Raw genomic sequence first — 15,571 nt, forward strand, 5'->3', positions numbered from 1 at the left:
TGTGTGGCTTTCTGGCACATGTCGCTCGCCGTAGCTCACCTACGGAAACGCCACGAGCCCGGCGCACCACCGGTGCGCCGGGCTCGTGGACTCTTCGGGAAGGTCAGCGGGTGGCCGTGGCCGGCGCGGACTTCTTCCGGGCGCGGTAGGCGGCGGCCTTGATCTTGTTGCCGCAGGACTCCATGCCGCACCACTGGCGCCGCATGCCCCGGGAGCGGTCGATGTAGACCCGGGTGCACTCGGGGTTGCCGCACTCCTTCATCAGGGGCATGTCGGGGCCGGTGAGCAGCTCGACGGCCTGACGGGCGACGGTCGCGAGTGCCTGCTCGGGCGTCGCGTCGGTGTGCCGGCCCGCCAGGGTGAGCTGCGGAGTCACGGGCGCCTTGCGTGCGGCAGCGTTGAGCACGGCGAGCGCCTCCCGGTCGAACTGCTCGCCGAGCCGGCGGTCGGTGACGAGCCGGTAGACGGCTTCGCGTACGGTGGTGGCCTCCTGGACGTCGGCCTCCTTCCCCGGCGTGATCGCATCCACCAGCCCGGACTCGAGGTACCAGGCGTTCAGGCGCTCCGGCGTCACGAACATCTCGAACCGGGTCGAGCGTCGGGCCCGGAGCGTGGCCGCGAAGTCGAGAGCCGGGTGTCCGCATACGAAGACATGGTCAAGATTCACATCACCATCTTGACAGGTGACTCATCGGGCACGCAAGAGCCGTCACCCCTCCAACCGGTTCTGCTCGGGGTGCGCGCCCCGCGAGTCGTGCCGCGCGGGGCGCAGCCTCGCCGGTCGGAGCTGCCATGAGGGCCTCCTGGTGTGCGGCTCATGACTTCAGCTGCAGTGCGCGGCCCTGCCAGCGGCGCCGCAGCCATCGATCGTGACTGGCGACCACGATCGCGCCGGGTCCCGGACCCAGGGCGGCCTCCAGTTCGTCGCACAGGGCCGGGGAGAGATGGTTGGTGGGTTCGTCGAGAAGGAGGAGCTGCGGCGGACGCGCGACGAGCAGGGCCAGCGCGAGGCGCCTGCGCTGGCCCACGGACAGCTGGCCGACCGGCTTGTCCCGATCCGTCTCGTGGATCAGCCCGAGTGAGCTCAGCGGCACCTTCTCGGCCCACCGGGCGCCCAGCGTCCGCTCGTAGGTGTCGCGGACCGTGCGCTCGGGGCGCTCGAACGCGGTGTCCTGCGTGAGCAGCCCCACCGTCAGCCCGCGCCGCCGGTGCACCTCGCCCTCGATCGGGAGACGTCCGGCGAGTACGGCCAGGAGCGTCGACTTGCCCGCGCCGTTGCCCCCGGTGACCAGCAGCCGGTCGGCCGGTGACACCTCCAGGCCGCTCAGTGGGAGTCGCCCCGGGATCCGCACGTCGAGCAGCGAGACCAGGGGACCGGAATCGTCCGCACCGCACGTCGCCAGTTCCCCGGGGGTGAATCGGAGCGGGCGCGGCGGCTCACCGACCCGGTTGCGCTCCAGCTCCTCCAGACGCCGGGTGGCGTTGCGGACCCGGCGGGAGATCTGGCTCTGCACCCGGCCCGCCCGGTGGCCGTAGCCCATCTTCTCGTTGTCGGTAGGGCCCCGGTCCGGCGCGACCCGGTGCGCGGTCACACCCGCCGCCTGCCGCAGTTGAGCCAGCTCCTCCTGTTCCTCGGCGTACCGCCGTTCCCAGCGTTGCCGCTCGGCCCGCTTCTCCGCGAGGTAAGCGCTGTAACCGCCGCCGTAACGGACCGGGCCGTCCACCGCCGGGTCGAGGTCGATCAGGTCGGTGCAGACGGCGTCGAGGAAGGCCCGGTCATGACTGGCGGCGACCATGGTTCCGGGCAGGTCGCGCAGCTGCGCCTCCAGGAAGCCCGCGGCGTCGTCGTCGAGGTGGTTCGTCGGCTCGTCCAGCAGCAGCGCTGACGGCCGCCGTACGAGCAGGGCGGCCAGGGCGAGACGGCCGCGCTGCCCGCCGGAGAGCGAACCGAGCGTGCGGTCGTGACCGAGCGCGCCGAGGCCCAGGCCGTCCAGCACCAGGGCCGCACGTCGGTCGGCGTCCCAGGACTCGCGGTCCTGGGCCTGCTCCAGGCGCCTGCCGTAGGAGTCGAGGAGATCCTGGTGGGTGGGGTCGTCCTCGGGGACGTGAGCGAGTTCCGTGCCGAGCCGGTCCAGCTCCGCGAGGTCCTCGCGAGCCTCGCGCAGTGCCTCGTCCAGCACTACGGCGATGGTGGCGCCGGCGTCGTAGGGCATCTCCTGGTGCAGGAAGCCCAGGTCGGCGGGGCGGGTGACGCTGCCCGCGTCGGGGGTGTCCACGCCGGCGAGGACGCGCAGCAGCGTGGACTTGCCGACGCCGTTCTCGCCGATCAGGCCGATGCGCCGGCCGGGAGCGGCGGTCAGGGAGATGCCGTCGAGGACGCGGCGGTCGCCGAGTGTGCGGACGACGTCGTGGGCGAGCAGCGCGGGCTGCACAGGGTGGTGCTGGGGCATGGGGAACCGTCCAACGTGTTAGATGTACGGCCCGCGGGGCATCTCGCCTCGGACGCGGGCCACGTCACACGTCGGCGGTTCACACCTCGGGAGCCCCCGTCTCCGTGAGGTTGCCGTCGGCCAGCCGCAGCCGGCGGTTCACACCGATCTCCGCGAGGAACCGCTCGTCGTGGCTCACCACGATGAAAGCGCCCCGGTAGGAGTTGAGCGCGCCCTCCAACTGCCCGGCGCTGACCAGGTCGAGGTTGTTGGTCGGCTCGTCGAGCAGCAGCAGGTGCGGGGCCGGTTCGGCGCACAGCACACAGGCCAGGGTGGCGCGCAGGCGTTCGCCACCGGACAGCACGCCGACCGGCAGGTGGGCGCGGGCGCCCCGGAAGAGGAAGCGGGCGAGCAGGTTCATGCGCTCCGCCTCGGGCCGCCCGGGAGCGAAGGCGGCGAAGTTCTCCGCCACCGTGCGGTCCAGGTCCAGCAGGTCCAGGCGCTGCGAGAGGTAGGCGATCCGGCCGTCACCACGCCTGACCTCGCCGCCGTCCGGGGCGAGGTCACCGGTGATCAGACGCATCAGGGTGGTCTTTCCGGCGCCGTTGGGGCCGGTGAGGGCGATGCGTTCGGGGCCGCGGACGGTGAGGTCGAGCCCGTGGTCGGCGAACACGGGTTTGTCGGCGAGGCGGACCTGCATGCCCTCGCCGATGAAGAGGTTGCGTCCGGAGGGCACCTGCGTGTCGGGCAGTTCCAGGGTGAGGCGCTGTTCGTCGCGCAGGGCACGTCCGGCCTCGTCCAGGCGGGTCTTGGCGTCGCTGACGCGGGAGGCGTGCAGGGTGCCGGACCTGCCCGCGGCCTCCTGCGCGCCGCGCTTCATGGTGCCGGCGAAGATCTTGGGCAGACCCGCGTTCTTGAGGTTCCTGGAGGCGTTGCTCATGCGGCGCTCGGCGCGCTCGCGGGCCTGCTGCATCTCCCGCTTCTCCCGCTTGAGCTCCTGCTCGGCGTTGCGGACGTTCTTCTCGGCGACCTCCTGCTCGGCCCGCACGGCTTCCTCGTACTCGGTGAAGTTGCCGCCGTAGAAGCGGAGTTCGTCGCTGTCCAGCTCGGCGATGCGCTCCATGCGGTCGAGGAGTGCGCGGTCGTGGCTGACCAGCAGCAGGCAGCCGGTGAAGTCCGAGAGGACGTCGTAGAGCTTGTGGCGGGCCTCGCTGTCGAGATTGTTGGTGGGTTCGTCGAGCAGCAGGACGTCGGGGCGCTTGAGCAGCTGGGCGGCGAGGCCGAGGGAGACGACCTGGCCGCCGCTGAGCGTGCGCAGGGTGCGGTACAGGGCGAGGCCGGCCAGGCCCAGGCGGTCGAGCTGGGCTCGGGTGCGCTCCTCGATGTCCCAGTCGTCGCCGATGGTGGCGAAGTGCTTCTCGTCGACGTCGCCGGACTCGACGGCGTCCAGGGCGCGGACCACGTCGGCGATGCCCAGGACCTCGGCGACGGTGAGGTCGTTGGTCAGCGGAAGGCTCTGCGGGAGGTGGCCGAGGGTGCCGCTCACGGTCAACGAGCCGGTGGCGGGACGGAGTTCGCCGGCGAGCAGCCTGAGCAGGGTGCTCTTGCCGGAGCCGTTGGGGGCGACCAGGCCGGTGCGGCCGCTGGTCACGGTGAAGGACAGGTCCTGGAAGACCGGGGTGTCGTCGGGCCAGGCGAAGGAGAGGTTCGAGCAGACGATCGCGGCGTCGGACATGGAGGCGACCTCGAAAGGACGGAGGGCAGAGCGGATACTTCTGCCCTGGGCAGACGTGGGAAAAGGGGTCGACGAAACGGACCACCTCGGCAGCGCTCCTGAGCGCCGGCCGGTGGCCGTCAGATCCGGATCTCATCCGGAGATGTCGTCTTCACCCACCACGTCTGTGACTCCTCGATCGACGGTCAATGTCTCCACAAGCCTAACAGCCGTCCCTCCGACCGGTCGACGGGTTTTGCCGCGGGGTGGCCTCACACGTGTGCGCGAACGCACCCGACTGTTTGACAGCTCCATGGACGCATGCCAGCATCGTCACCAGTTGAACAGGTGATGCTGCCGGGTCCGCTCGACAGGAGTCACATGTGCCGGAAGGAGCGCCACGCCATGGCGGACAAGCCGAAACCTCGGACCGGGGGCGCCCCGGTGGGGCGGCGGGCGATGCTGGGCATGCTCGGCGCGGGCGCCGCGGGGCTCGCCGCCGCGCCCTACCTCCAGAAGGGCTGGGAGAACTTCCTGGCCGCAGCCTCGGAGGTCGACGCGACGGGCCTGACCGGACTGCTGCCCAACCCGGGCGGCTTCCGTTACTACAGCGTCGTCGGCTCGGTCCCGCACAAGGACGAGACGAACTACGCGCTCACCCTCGGCGGACTCGTGGACCGGCCGAGAACCTACACGCTCGACCAGTTGCGCGCGATGCCCCGGACCCGGGTCGTCCACGACGTCGTCTGCACCGACGGATGGCGTGTCGAGAAGACGCCGTTCGACGGGGTGCGGCTCGCGGACCTCCTCGACGACGCCGGCGTGCGCTCCTCGGGCGCCGCGATCCGGTTCACCTGCTTCGACGGTGCCTACAGCGAGAGCCTCACCCTGGAACAGGCCCGCCGCTCGGACGTCCTGGTGGCGCTCACCATGCAGGACAAGCCCATCACCCACGCACACGGCGGCCCGGTCCGCCTCTATGTGGCACCCATGTACTTCTACAAGTCGGCCAAGTGGCTGTCCGGCATCTCGGTCACCGACAAGGTCGTTCCCGGCTACTGGGAGGAGCGCGGTTATGCGGTCGACGGCTGGCTCGACGGAGCCGACCGGCGCGGCGGCGCGGCCTGAACACGAGGGCCGCATACGCCGGTTCAGCACCGCCGAGCGCATGGTCCACCGGGCCACCGGTTACCTGATGCTCCTCTGCCTGGTCACCGCCGCCTGCCTCTACCTCGGACCACTTGCGCAACTCGTCGGGCGGCGGCATCTGATGGTCACCGTCCACGAGTGGTCCGGCATCACGCTGCCCGTGCCTTTCCTGCTCGGGCTCCTCTCGCCCGCCTTCCGCGCGGACCTGCGCCGCCTCAACCGCTTCGCGGTGTACGACCGCCAGTGGCTGCGCGCCGTCCGCAGGCGCCGTACCTCGCCCGAGGCGCGCCCGGCCGGCAAGTTCAACGCGGGACAGAAGCTCTACGCGGGCTGGATCGCCGGCGCCGTACTCGTGATGATGTTCACCGGCCTGCTGATGTGGTTCACGGGGCTGCTGCCCCTGATCTCCCGCACCAGCGCGATCTTCGTCCACGACATCCTGGCCTGGGCGATCACCTTCGTCGTCCTCGGACATCTGCGCAAGGCGTTCGAGGATCCCGAGGCGCGGCTGGGCATGCGCACCGGATACGTCAGCCCCTCCTGGGCTCGGCGGCACCACTCGCGGTGGCTGCGCGAGGAGCAGGAGGGTGACGCTTCCGCGGACACGGCGGACCGTCGGACGACCTGACCCTGACGCGTCCCGCACCGAGCGCGACCGACGGCCCTGAATACGCGCCTTTCTGGATGCACATCTTCTTTCGTCACCGCTCTAACTGGTGATAAAGTCCGGTCAGTTCTCGGCCCGCCCCGTGTGCCCCGCACATGTGTCGCCCGCGGCCGGACAACCTCTCCTTCTCCGATGGGAAACCCATGAGACGACTTCTGACTGTCCTCGCGGCCGCTGTGCCACTGGCCGCCGCGGTGTACCTGCCGACGGCCTCGGCGGAGACCAAGGACGCCTCCGCCACACCCGCCTACGCCTGCTCGGCACCCTCCGTGAAAGCACCCGCCGGCACCGAGGTGGAGTCCGTGACGGCGGTCGGCCGGGAGGGCGGCACCATCGCCGGTACCGGCGTCCTCGGCGGATCCGTCTCCGGCGTTCCCGCCTACTGCGAGGTCACTGTCACCCTCACCCACCCCGGGGACAACGACCACGCCAAGGTGCGGACCTGGCTGCCCGTCACCGGCTGGAACGGCCGCTTCCAGGGCCTGGGCGGCGCCGCCTACCTCGCAGGCGACAACAACGTCGGCCTGGGCACCGCGGTCAAGAGCGGCTACGCCGCCGTCAGCACCGACGCCGGTGTCGGCGACGCCCTCGACACGAGCTGGGCGCTGAACAGCGAAGGACGCGTCAACAACGCCCTGCTGGAGAACTTCGCCTCCCGCTCCCAGCACGAGGCGGCCGTCGTCGGCAAGGAGGTCGTCGACGCGGTCTACGGCAAGCGTCCCTCGTACTCCTACTTCACCGGCTGCTCGACCGGTGGCCGCCAGGGCTACATGGAAGCCCAGCGCCACCCCGACGACTACGACGGCATCCTCGCCGACGCGCCCGCCGTCAACTGGGACGAGTTCGAGGTCGCCACCCTGTGGCCGCAGATCGTCATGAACAACGAGAGGACCTACCCGTCCCAGTGCGAGTTCACCGCCTTCACCAACGCCGCCGTCAAGGCCTGCGACTCCCTCGACGGCGTCAAGGACGGTCTGGTCGACGACGCCGCCCGGTGTGACTTCGACCCACGCCGGCTCATCGGCACCAAAATCCTGTGCGAGGGCAAGGAGCTGACCGTCACAGCGGCCGACGCCACCGTCGTACGCAAGATCTGGGACGGTCCGCGCACCGCCGCCGGCAAGAAGCTCTGGTACGGCGTCCCCGTCGGCGCCGACATCTGGGCCCTGGCCGCGCACACCGACCCCGACGCCGAAGGCAACGTCGTCGGTTCGCCGTTCCCGGTTCCCGCCGCCTGGCTCAAGCTCTGGGTGGCGAAGGACCCGAACCTCGACCTCTCCGCGATCACCTACAGCCGGTTCGCGCAGTTGTTCAAGCAGTCCCAGGCCGAGTACGACAAGGTCATCGGCACCGACGACCCGGACCTCTCCGGCTTCCGCAAGTCCGGCGGCAAGCTGATCACTTGGCACGGCGACGCCGACCAGTACATCCCCACACAGGGCACGGTGCAGTACCGCCAGAGGGTCGAACGGGAGCTGGGCGGCACCAAGAAGACCGACGACTTCTACCGTCTCTTCCTCGCGCCGGGCACCAGCCACTGCGGTCTCAACGGCCTCGACGGCTCGGCGGACGGCCTCGCCGCACTGACCGCCTGGGTCGAGCACGGCAAGGCTCCCAGGACCCTGCCGGCCACCTTGGTCAACGACCAGGGGCAGAACGTCTCCCGCGACCTCTGCAGCTACCCGCAGGTGTCCCGCTACAAGGGCCACGGCGATCCTGCCGCCGCCTCCAGCTTCACGTGCGTCTCCCCGTCCCGGCACTGACCCGCCGGACGACGACCGACCTGAGAAAGGCCGAACTCCCATGAGCACCCAGACATCGGCCCCCGCGCCCGCGGCGGCCACGGACGAACGCTCCTCCCTGCTGAGGCTGTACCTGAGCCGAGGTCTCCTGGCCCTGGCCTGGGCCCTGGCGTTCGCCGGAGCCCACGAGGACATCGACGCCGTGGCGATCACACTCCTGGTCGCCTACCCGCTGATCGACGCCGTGTCCTCGCTGCTCGACCATCGGGCCACCCCGAACGGCCCCGAGCACCGGGTCATCGCGTTCAACGGGGTGCTCAGCACGCTCGCCGCCGTCGCACTCGGCATCGCCGGTGCCTTTGCCGGTGACGGGGGCGTGGCGTCCGTGCTCCACGTGTTCGGCGCCTGGGCGATCGTCTCCGGAGCCGCCCAGGTCATCGTCGGACTACGGCGGCGCGGGCCCGAACTGGGCAAGCAGTGGCCGACCCTGATCTCGGGCGGACTGTCCTTCCTCGTCGGCATCACCTACAACATCCAGGCCGCGGGCGACCACCCCTCCCTCGACGTGCTGTCGGTGTACGCCACGGGCGGCGGCGTGTGGTTCATCCTCCAGGCGCTGCTGCTGGGCTGGAAGTCCCGCCGACTCCGCACCCGGACCACGTGACCTGCCCCCGTCCCGCTCTGTCGCCCCGCGGCCTCCTTGGCCGCGGGGCGTTGTGCGTTGCGGGGGTCCATCGGTGTGCGTCGGGGGCCCTCGGCGTGTGCCGGCCGCCCGTGTCAGTGGCGCGTGGCACTGGGGCCGCATCTCATGGAAACCGACGACAACTCGACCCGCATCAGGACGAGTTGCGGCACCAGTCGGCCCACTGGGACAGGGCGTGGGGCGCGGCAGGCACGACGACCGCGCCGAAGGCGGAGAAGATCAGGTCGGCGAGGAGCAGCAGTACGAAGCCGGTCGCGGCGGCGACGATCCCGGTGAGCCGCTGCGTCACCCTGATCCACCGCATCCGGTACGCCAGGTGCACACCCGCGGACACCGCGAAGGTGCCGAGTACCGCCTGCACCACCACACCCGGCACGACATACGTCGAGATCGTGCTGGAGAGCACACCGAGGAAGACACCTTCGAGCGCCACATACCCGAGGATCAGCGCCGGGGACGGGGTCCGCTTGAAGGACTGGACCAGCGACAGTGCGAAGGCGACGAGGGCCGCGCCCCTGGCGATGCCGTACGACCGGCTGAGGTTCGCCTCGTCGACGGGGAGCAGGAGCCAGGACAGGACGGCCGTGAGGGCCACGGTGCCGAGCGTCGCCGCGGTGCGGACGACGACGTCGTCCATGGTCACCGCGGTTCCGGCGGTCGGGGGCGCGGTGTCCGCTCCGGGGGGTAGGGGTGGGTCGTGGGGTCGTCCGAGGTCATCACACGGCAGCGGTCAGTCGGCGGTCGGTGTCGCCGGTCCGTCGAGAAGCTGCCTGAGAAAGCCGTCCCAGTTCAGACCGTCCATCTCCGTCTCGGCCGGGCAGATCCGGTACGTCGCGTCCAGCCACTGCGTCAGCGGCGTGGTGGGAACCTCGAACAGGGCCTCCACCTCCTGCGATTCGACGAGCAGCCAGGACGAGGGCCGCTCCCTGGGCAGCGCAGGCCACATCCGTACGTCCCCGCAGCCGCTCATCGCCGTCACGCCGCGGTGCAGGAGCTCGCGGCCGATACGCCAGACGAGGCTCGGCCCGCGCTCCGCCAGGAACTCCACCGTGATCACAGCGGGCATGTCCGCGTCGAAGTGGAACTCCGCACGTACCGGCAGCGGGGTGAACTCGTCGAGCATCTGATCGAGGTCAAGGAACAGCGGAGCGACCGCTTCCTGGGACGCCGTGGGTGCCTGCAAGGATGACTGATCGCGGTGCATGACGGGAGTTCCCTCCGTGGGACGAAGTCTGTGTGTCCCACTCTTCGCCGGGAACGGCACCCGCACATCTGTCAGTTGACGGTAGGCGTCCCTCGCTGGGGAGAGCGCGGCGGCCGCCCAGGGGCAGTGGAAGAGGTGGCAGGGGAGTGCGGTGACCTAAGTCATCGCCCCCTGCGTGACTCACCGACCGGGCGGGGAGAAGCCCTCAGGGGACGGGGCGGATGCCGGGTCGATGCGGACCGTGGCGGCCCGGGCCTCCGGGCTCGCGACGAGAGCTTCGGCGACCGGGCCGTACTTGGCGCGGAAGGCGGCGTCGAGCGTGGCGGACGGTTCGAGGCCGCCGGTCGTGAGCAGGACGTCACGGTGGACGGTGCCCAGGCGGATCGTTCCGTGGCCGTGCTGCTGGGCCGCCCGGTACCAGCGGGAGCGCACGCCCCGGTAGGCGCGGACGTACAGTGCGCCGTCGACGACGACCATGCCGACCTCCACCCCGGGCTGACTGCAATCCCTGACCGTCAGGACGAGGGAGTAGGTATCGGTCAGGAGGGTCCGGTCCGCGGGTGTCCAGGCGGTCATCGGTTCAGGTCCTCGGTGCTGGGTGTCTGCGCGGTCCAGGAGGCGAGGATGCGCAGGGCGTCGTGGGAGGGGCTGCCGGGTTCGGCGGTGAGGACCATGAGGTGTTGGCCGGAGCCGTCGTTGGCGGCCCAGGTGTCGCAGTCCAGGGTGAGGTTGCCGACGAGGGGGTGGCGGTAGTGCTTGGTGCCGTACGTCGCGCTGCTGACCCGGTGTTCGGCCCACCAGGTGCGGAAGTCCGCGTCCTGGATGGTCAGGTCGCCGACCAGGCGGGCGAGTTCGGGGTGGGTGGGGTCGGTCGCGGCCTCCATGCGCAGGGCGGCCACCGCTTCTCGGGCGTCGTGGGACCACTTCGTGTGCAACCCCCGGACTGCGGGGTCCGTGAAGATGAGGCGCAAGTAGTTGCGGTGGTGGGCCGGAACGGCGGCGAAGTCGGTGTAGAGGGCGGTGGCGGTGGGGTTCCAGGCGAGGATGTCGAGGTGTTTGCCGAGGACGAGGGCGGGAGCGTGGGCGAGTTGGCCGAGGAGGCGGCGCATGGCGGGACGTATCCGCTGCACGGGGCGGCGACGGCCCGGACGGTCGTCGGTGCGGCCGGCGAGTTCGTACAGGTAGCGCTCCTGGTCCTGGTCCAGGCGCAGGGCGCGGGCGAGGGTGGTCAGGACGGGGGTGGAGGCGCGGACGCGGCCCTGTTCGAGGCGGGTGTAGTAGTCGACGCTGATGGCGGCGAGTGTGGCGACTTCTTCGCGGCGCAGTCCGGTGACCCTGCGTGGGGTGTCGGTGGTGGGCAGGCCGCACTGCTGGGGGTCCAGTTGTGCCCGGCGGGCCCGCAGAAAGACACCGAGCGCACGTGGGTCGGGTGTGGATTTCATGTTTTCCAGTGTCGTGCGGCCGAGCCCGGCGCGACACAGGTGTGAGGGGGCAGGATCCTTCCCAGGCAGAAACCTGCCTCTCCCGCGTACGGGACGGACGGCGGATGGTGGGTGTGTGCCCGGCGGAGACCGGGTGCTCCCGGACTTCGTCCCTCATGTCTCTCAGGAGTGTTCTCCATGTCCTTCACCCGTGTCGGCTTCGACAGCGCCGGCATCCAGATCGCCGCCCACCTCCACACCCCCGGCACCCCGGCCACCGGCCCCCGTCCTGCGCTGGTGGTCGGCCACCCCGGCACCGGGGTGAAGGAACAGACCTCCGGCACCTACGCGGCGCTGATGGCCGAGCGCGGATTCGTCACCCTCGCCTTCGACGCCGCCCACCAGGGCGAGTCCGGCGGTCTGCCCCGCGGCCTGGAGGACCCCGCCCAGCGCATCGAGGACTTCAAGGCCGCCGTCTCCTACCTGACCACCCGCGAGGAAGTGGATCCCGAGCGCATCGGCCTGCTCGGCATCTGCGCCTCCGGCGGCTACTCGCTGGCCGCCACCGGAGGCGACCACCGCGTCAAGGCCGTCGCCACGGTCTGCACCGCCGAGCCCGCCCGCCAGTTCCGCTTCGGCGCCGACGGCTCCCAGGACCCGGCCGTCTTCCAGGCCCTGTTGGACGCCGCCGCCCAGGCCCGCACCCGGGCGGCCCGCGGCGAGGACCCGGGTGTGCTGACGATGTTCCCCGACACCGCCGAGGAGGCCGGCGCCCTGGGCGGCGAGCACGGGATCGAGGGCTGGGAGTACTACTGCGGCCCCCGGGGCCACCACGAGCGCTCCGCGAAGTTCCTCACCTGGGACAGCGTCGACAAGATGGCCTCCAGTGACGTCTTCCGTGCCGTCCCCCTCATCGGGCCCCGCCCCATGCTGCAGATCATCGGCGAGCGCGCGGTGACCGCGTGGATGGCGATCGAGGCCCACCAGGCGGGCACCGGCCCCAAGGAACTCCACCGCATCCCGGGCGCCAGCCACGTCGACCTCTACGACAAGCGCGAGTACATCGACCAGGCCGTCCAGAGGCTCACCGACTACTTCACCTCCCACCTCGACAAGTGACCGGCTGAGCCAGGCACGGGATACATGCGGGAGGGGCCGACAGCACACACTGTCGGCCCCTCCCGCACATGTGGACGCGTCACCTCGCCTGGAGCGGCCCCGCGAGGGACTTGCGCAGCGATCCGGAGGCCAGGGGCAGGAGCGAGGCGAGCATCCTGCCCTTGACGGTGCTCGGCTCCCGCGTCAGTTCGACGTCGACCCGGGTGCCGTCACCCTCGGGGGTCATCCTGAACACCCAGCCGCCGCCGGCACCGAAGAGCTTGGAGTCCAGGGTGGTGACGGTGACCGTGTCGCCTGCGGGCTCCCAGTCGTAGCGCGCCCGCTCCCAGGCGGCCGCGGTCCCTTCGGTGACCTCGGCCCAGGTGTCACCGAGATCGTGGACCTCGAAGTGCTCGGCATCGATCGAGGGCCAGGCCTGGACCCGGGAGGGACCGAAGTCGGTGAGGACCCCGAGCACGTTTTTGGGGGCGAGCTGGGAGACGAGGTGGAAGCGTACGACTGCCATGGGGTGTCCTCACCGAAAAGTAACCGTCTTGAATGGTGACGCGACATTCCCATGTTGTTTCGTCACCTGTCAAGAGGGTTACGTCCAGGGTTGCTGCGCGACGCGCCCCTCCTCACCGCGGGCTCTCGCAAGTCGACATGAGGCCGCTGGTCTCTTGTTTCCGATCCCGTAAGTTTCCAGTGGCCTCTTAAAAGTGGGTGCCTTGTGGGCGGTGGGCGGCTTCTCCGAGGTCCTGGCCGAGGAGGTGGCCCCTCTCTGCATCAAGGTCACCGTCACCGAGCCGGGCGGCATGCACACCGACTGGGCCGGTCCTTTATAGCCATCCCGCCGGCCAGCGTGCCGTACAGCGAACGGGCAGAGTGAGCTTCACGTCAGCGGCGGGACAAAGGGTGCTGTCAGCCTGCTCGACGACCACGACCTCACATGGCTACGCAGACTCGACGCCCCGTCCGCGGCGCGGAACGTGGTTGAGGAGCAGGTGGCGGGCGATGCCCGCGTTTGCCGTGGTCGCGCTGCACGGCGACCCGCTCGATGTGTCCCTCGCCGGTGTTAGGGAGGCCCAGTGCGTGCGCGAGAACCACGAACCCACCGTTGACGAACGCGAGCGCCGACAACTCAGGGGCGGACGCGGGCCGTTCGACCGTGTGCCGCGCCCGTCGGCACGACGGCCGGGCTGGACACCGAAACGCTGTGCGCCAAGCCCGGGCCGGGCTGGGCTGAGCGGGCCCTGGGGGACGGCTGTCGGCACCCCCCAGGGCCCGCGGCGTCACGGCGCCCCTGTGCCGCTTCTCGCGTCACGCGTACGGGTCGAAGGCGATCCCGGACGGCTTGGAGTGGTCGAGGGCGTACTGGAAGTCCCCATCGTCGATCTTCAGCGTGGCCGAGCCGAAGTCGGCCGCGAGGAGCTTCTCGCGGTAGCCGGCCGGATAGCCGTTCCAGCCGACGAGTCGCGGGAAGAACCAGCCGCCGGTGGCGTTCTCCGGCGGGTCGTCATTGCCGTTGGCGAAGCGGAAGTCGTGCGTGGAGACACCGTCCTTGTGGTACACGATCTTCGGGTGGGTGCCGTCGAAGCGGATGGTCGAGGCCGCGGCCACCTGGTAGCCGGAGTGCTGGGACACCGACACGTACCGCACCTGGTTGTCGCTGATCCACACGACCACGTGCTCCCAGTCGTGGGTGTGCCCGATGGCCGCGGGGCCCAGGGTGGCCTGGTCCTTCTCGAAGTAGCTGGCGTACATCACCGCACACCAGCCGTTGTTGCACTTCTCGCGCGAGTACGTGTTGGCGTTGGCGAGCTGGGCGTAGTCGTGGCAGTGCCCGTTGACGTCGCCGCCGAGCTTCAGCCCTGGGTTGATCGTGCCGTCGGCGCCGATCGCCGCCGTGGCGTAGCAGCCGTCGCCGTCGTAGTCGTAGGCAGGGGAGAAGGTCTGCTCCAGACCGTCGGCGTTCTGGGGGAGCAGGGTCAGGACGCTCGCGTGGGCGGACGCGGGCAGTGCCACGACGAGCGCCAGCGCGCCCAGTAGTGTGGCCAGGGGTCTCAACGTGCGCACAATGTCTCCCTGTCAGCAGTAGAGGTTGCCGCCGAGCTCAGGACTGCACGGCGAGCTGGAAGGCCTGCGCTGCCGTACCGTCGCACGTCCGCTGGGTGAGTTGGACACTGTTCGTCGCCGCTGCGGCGGCCGTCAGGCACTTGCTGCTGTGCCGGGCGACGAAGTGGTAGCGTCCGCTGGGCTCGCGTACCGGCTGCCACTGCTGGTTCGTTCCGCCGGAGTAGGCCCAGAGCTGCAATGGCGCGTTGTCCGCCGTCGAGCGGTCGGTCACATCGATCACCTGGGCGGGGTTTCCGCGGGCGGCGATCCGCACGTATCCGCTGTCGGTGCTCCGGAACTGGTACTGCTGCGCTGTCGTTCCGTTGCAGGCGTACTGCTGGATGGCCGTCCCGTTCGCGGTGGCTGCCGAACGGGCGTCCACGCAGGTGCTGTTGCCGCCGTTCTGCACGCTGTACCAGGCGGTCTCGGAGATCGGGTCGCCGGTCGGCGGGGTCGTGGTGCCGCCACCGCCCAGCCACTTGAGCCCGTCCAGCAGGAACCGGTTCTGGGTCGCGCTGGCGAACGTCGACGACAGCCGTGTGTTGGTCGTGTAGTTCATCGCGTTGTGGCCGAAGTTGGCGTAGAGCATCTTGTACTTCGTGTTGGTCCACAGGATCGGGTAATAGCCGCTGTACCAGGACTGGTTGGGGTCTGTGCCGACCGGGAAGCTGCTCGGGTCGATCGACGCCAGGATCTTGATGTCCGGGTTCTGCCGCAGGTCCCTGGACCAGCTGTACCACTCGCTGACCGACGAGGTGAACGTGGCCGGCAGGTTCACGGTCGCCGGGCTGGTACGGTCCTCCACCTTGAGCGTCACCGCGGTCGGACCCCACGTGTTGGACGCGAAGTTGCCCGTGCCGAGGAAGGTGTTGTGGTACCAGGACCAGCTTGCCGCGTCGGTGGTGAACGCCGAGACGTGGAAGCCCATGAAGCCGCCCCCGCCCCTCATGTACGTCTCGAAGCCGGAGCGTTGGGCGGAGGTCTGGGGCAGATCATCCAGGAACAGGACGACCTGGTAGGCGTTGACCCCGCCGTTGGCGAGCAGGTCCCAGTTGGTGCTGGCGGTGTAGGTGAAGCCGTTGGCGGCCGCCTGCTGCGGGAACCAGACGTTGGCCTCCTTGTCGAAGTCGATGTGCGCCGCGTCGTAGGTGCCGCTGTAGAGGGCGAGGACCTTGAAGGGGGTGGCGGTGGTGCCCGCCTGGGCGGCGGAGGGTACGGCCGCGAGGCCCAGCAGCGTGGCCAGCAGGAGCAGGACCCGCAGGAGTACGCGGGTGGGGCCGGATCTGAAGGTGCTCATCCTCTGGTCGATCCTTTCCGTGGAGTCTGCGA

Annotated in this window: 14 protein-coding genes and 2 pseudogenes; 6 read left to right on the top strand and 10 right to left on the bottom strand. The window is 70.2% G+C overall.

The window, feature by feature from the left end; all coding sequences use genetic code 11:
• Window positions 1–103: 103 nt before the first annotated feature.
• The 3 genes from H295_RS0132965 to abc-f all read right to left on the bottom strand — a co-directional run bounded on the left by H295_RS0132965 (window position 104) and on the right by abc-f (window position 4,164).
• Window positions 104–667, bottom strand: a complete 564-nt coding sequence (locus H295_RS0132965) for a CGNR zinc finger domain-containing protein (RefSeq protein WP_020139621.1) — start codon at window positions 665–667, stop codon at window positions 104–106.
• A gap of 148 nt (window positions 668–815) precedes the next feature.
• A complete protein-coding gene (locus tag H295_RS0132970; RefSeq protein WP_020139622.1) occupies window positions 816–2,450 on the bottom strand; it encodes an ABC-F family ATP-binding cassette domain-containing protein in 1,635 nt (544 codons plus the stop codon).
• A 79-nt stretch (window positions 2,451–2,529) separates the two neighbouring features.
• Complete coding sequence (gene abc-f, locus H295_RS0132975; RefSeq protein WP_020139623.1) at window positions 2,530–4,164, bottom strand: ribosomal protection-like ABC-F family protein; 1,635 nt, start codon at window positions 4,162–4,164, stop codon at window positions 2,530–2,532.
• A gap of 384 nt (window positions 4,165–4,548) precedes the next feature.
• Between abc-f and H295_RS0132980 the strand changes: the two genes are divergently transcribed.
• The 4 genes from H295_RS0132980 (at window position 4,549) to H295_RS0132995 (ending at window position 8,365) form a co-directional block, all read left to right on the top strand.
• Window positions 4,549–5,271 carry a molybdopterin-dependent oxidoreductase gene (locus H295_RS0132980; protein ID WP_234021725.1) on the top strand — a complete coding sequence of 241 codons (723 nt, stop codon included), beginning with the start codon at window positions 4,549–4,551 and terminating at the stop codon, window positions 5,269–5,271.
• On the top strand, window positions 5,219–5,920 hold the full coding sequence (locus H295_RS0132985; protein ID WP_020139625.1) for a cytochrome b/b6 domain-containing protein: 702 nt from the start codon (window positions 5,219–5,221) through the stop codon (window positions 5,918–5,920). Before H295_RS0132980 ends, H295_RS0132985 begins: the two co-directional genes overlap by 53 nt.
• Window positions 5,921–6,102: 182 nt before the next feature.
• Entirely contained in the window at window positions 6,103–7,722 is a 1,620-nt protein-coding gene (locus H295_RS0132990; RefSeq protein WP_028809973.1) for a tannase/feruloyl esterase family alpha/beta hydrolase, read from the top strand.
• A 40-nt stretch (window positions 7,723–7,762) separates the two neighbouring features.
• The gene (locus H295_RS0132995) at window positions 7,763–8,365 is read left to right on the top strand and encodes a DUF308 domain-containing protein (protein WP_020139627.1); all 603 of its coding nucleotides are present in this window, start codon (window positions 7,763–7,765) and stop codon (window positions 8,363–8,365) included.
• Window positions 8,366–8,603: 238 nt separating this feature from the next.
• Here the strand turns inward: H295_RS0132995 and H295_RS43865 are convergent.
• The 4 genes and pseudogenes from H295_RS43865 to H295_RS0133015 all read right to left on the bottom strand — a co-directional run.
• Window positions 8,604–9,083, bottom strand: a pseudogene (locus tag H295_RS43865) (Bax inhibitor-1/YccA family membrane protein); the annotation flags it as partial.
• A 51-nt stretch (window positions 9,084–9,134) separates the two neighbouring features.
• Window positions 9,135–9,608: an SsgA family sporulation/cell division regulator gene (locus tag H295_RS0133005; RefSeq protein ID WP_020139629.1), complete on the bottom strand. Its 474-nt coding sequence runs from the start codon at window positions 9,606–9,608 to the stop codon at window positions 9,135–9,137.
• Between the two features lie 180 nt (window positions 9,609–9,788).
• Window positions 9,789–10,184 (bottom strand): DUF2255 family protein, encoded by a 396-nt coding sequence (locus H295_RS0133010; RefSeq protein ID WP_020139630.1) that lies wholly within the window; start codon window positions 10,182–10,184, stop codon window positions 9,789–9,791.
• The gene (locus tag H295_RS0133015; RefSeq protein ID WP_020139631.1) at window positions 10,181–11,050 is read right to left on the bottom strand and encodes a helix-turn-helix domain-containing protein; all 870 of its coding nucleotides are present in this window, start codon (window positions 11,048–11,050) and stop codon (window positions 10,181–10,183) included. The genes H295_RS0133010 and H295_RS0133015 overlap by 4 nt, the downstream gene beginning before the upstream one ends.
• A gap of 177 nt (window positions 11,051–11,227) precedes the next feature.
• Here H295_RS0133015 and H295_RS0133020 point away from each other — a divergent pair, with 177 nt between their 5' ends.
• On the top strand, window positions 11,228–12,148 hold the full coding sequence (locus H295_RS0133020) for an alpha/beta hydrolase (protein ID WP_020139632.1): 921 nt from the start codon (window positions 11,228–11,230) through the stop codon (window positions 12,146–12,148).
• Between the two features lie 79 nt (window positions 12,149–12,227).
• On the opposite strand, the gene H295_RS0133025 is transcribed toward H295_RS0133020, so the two are convergent.
• Window positions 12,228–12,653: a hypothetical protein gene (locus H295_RS0133025; protein ID WP_020139633.1), complete on the bottom strand. Its 426-nt coding sequence runs from the start codon at window positions 12,651–12,653 to the stop codon at window positions 12,228–12,230.
• A gap of 199 nt (window positions 12,654–12,852) precedes the next feature.
• Between H295_RS0133025 and H295_RS45910 the strand changes: the two are divergent.
• Window positions 12,853–13,004: pseudogene (locus H295_RS45910) on the top strand (short-chain dehydrogenase/reductase); the annotation flags it as partial.
• Between the two features lie 443 nt (window positions 13,005–13,447).
• Here H295_RS45910 and H295_RS0133035 read toward each other — a convergent pair.
• Entirely contained in the window at window positions 13,448–14,203 is a 756-nt protein-coding gene (locus H295_RS0133035) for an NPP1 family protein (protein WP_020139635.1), read from the bottom strand.
• A gap of 37 nt (window positions 14,204–14,240) precedes the next feature.
• Complete coding sequence (locus tag H295_RS0133040; protein WP_020139636.1) at window positions 14,241–15,539, bottom strand: ThuA domain-containing protein; 1,299 nt, start codon at window positions 15,537–15,539, stop codon at window positions 14,241–14,243.
• Between the last annotated feature and the right edge of the window lie 32 nt (window positions 15,540–15,571).

Source organism: Streptomyces sp. 351MFTsu5.1 (genome assembly GCF_000383655.1).
Taxonomy (GTDB): Bacteria; Actinomycetota; Actinomycetes; order Streptomycetales; family Streptomycetaceae; genus Streptomyces; species Streptomyces griseorubiginosus.

What these genes read in the sequence shown, in the direction of transcription:
- H295_RS0132970 (WP_020139622.1), bottom strand. Translation starts at nt 2,450, where the DNA reads ATGCCCCAGCACCACCCTGTGCAGCCCGCGCTGCTCGCCCACGACGTC.
- abc-f (WP_020139623.1), bottom strand. Translation starts at nt 4,164, where the DNA reads ATGTCCGACGCCGCGATCGTCTGCTCGAACCTCTCCTTCGCCTGGCCC.
- H295_RS0132980 (WP_234021725.1), top strand. Translation starts at nt 4,549, where the DNA reads ATGGCGGACAAGCCGAAACCTCGGACCGGGGGCGCCCCGGTGGGGCGG.
- H295_RS0132985 (WP_020139625.1), top strand. Translation starts at nt 5,219, where the DNA reads ATGCGGTCGACGGCTGGCTCGACGGAGCCGACCGGCGCGGCGGCGCGG.
- H295_RS0132990 (WP_028809973.1), top strand. Translation starts at nt 6,103, where the DNA reads ATGAGACGACTTCTGACTGTCCTCGCGGCCGCTGTGCCACTGGCCGCC.
- H295_RS0132995 (WP_020139627.1), top strand. Translation starts at nt 7,763, where the DNA reads ATGAGCACCCAGACATCGGCCCCCGCGCCCGCGGCGGCCACGGACGAA.
- H295_RS0133005 (WP_020139629.1), bottom strand. Translation starts at nt 9,608, where the DNA reads ATGCACCGCGATCAGTCATCCTTGCAGGCACCCACGGCGTCCCAGGAA.
- H295_RS0133010 (WP_020139630.1), bottom strand. Translation starts at nt 10,184, where the DNA reads ATGACCGCCTGGACACCCGCGGACCGGACCCTCCTGACCGATACCTAC.
- H295_RS0133015 (WP_020139631.1), bottom strand. Translation starts at nt 11,050, where the DNA reads ATGAAATCCACACCCGACCCACGTGCGCTCGGTGTCTTTCTGCGGGCC.
- H295_RS0133020 (WP_020139632.1), top strand. Translation starts at nt 11,228, where the DNA reads ATGTCCTTCACCCGTGTCGGCTTCGACAGCGCCGGCATCCAGATCGCC.
- H295_RS0133025 (WP_020139633.1), bottom strand. Translation starts at nt 12,653, where the DNA reads ATGGCAGTCGTACGCTTCCACCTCGTCTCCCAGCTCGCCCCCAAAAAC.
- H295_RS0133040 (WP_020139636.1), bottom strand. Translation starts at nt 15,539, where the DNA reads ATGAGCACCTTCAGATCCGGCCCCACCCGCGTACTCCTGCGGGTCCTG.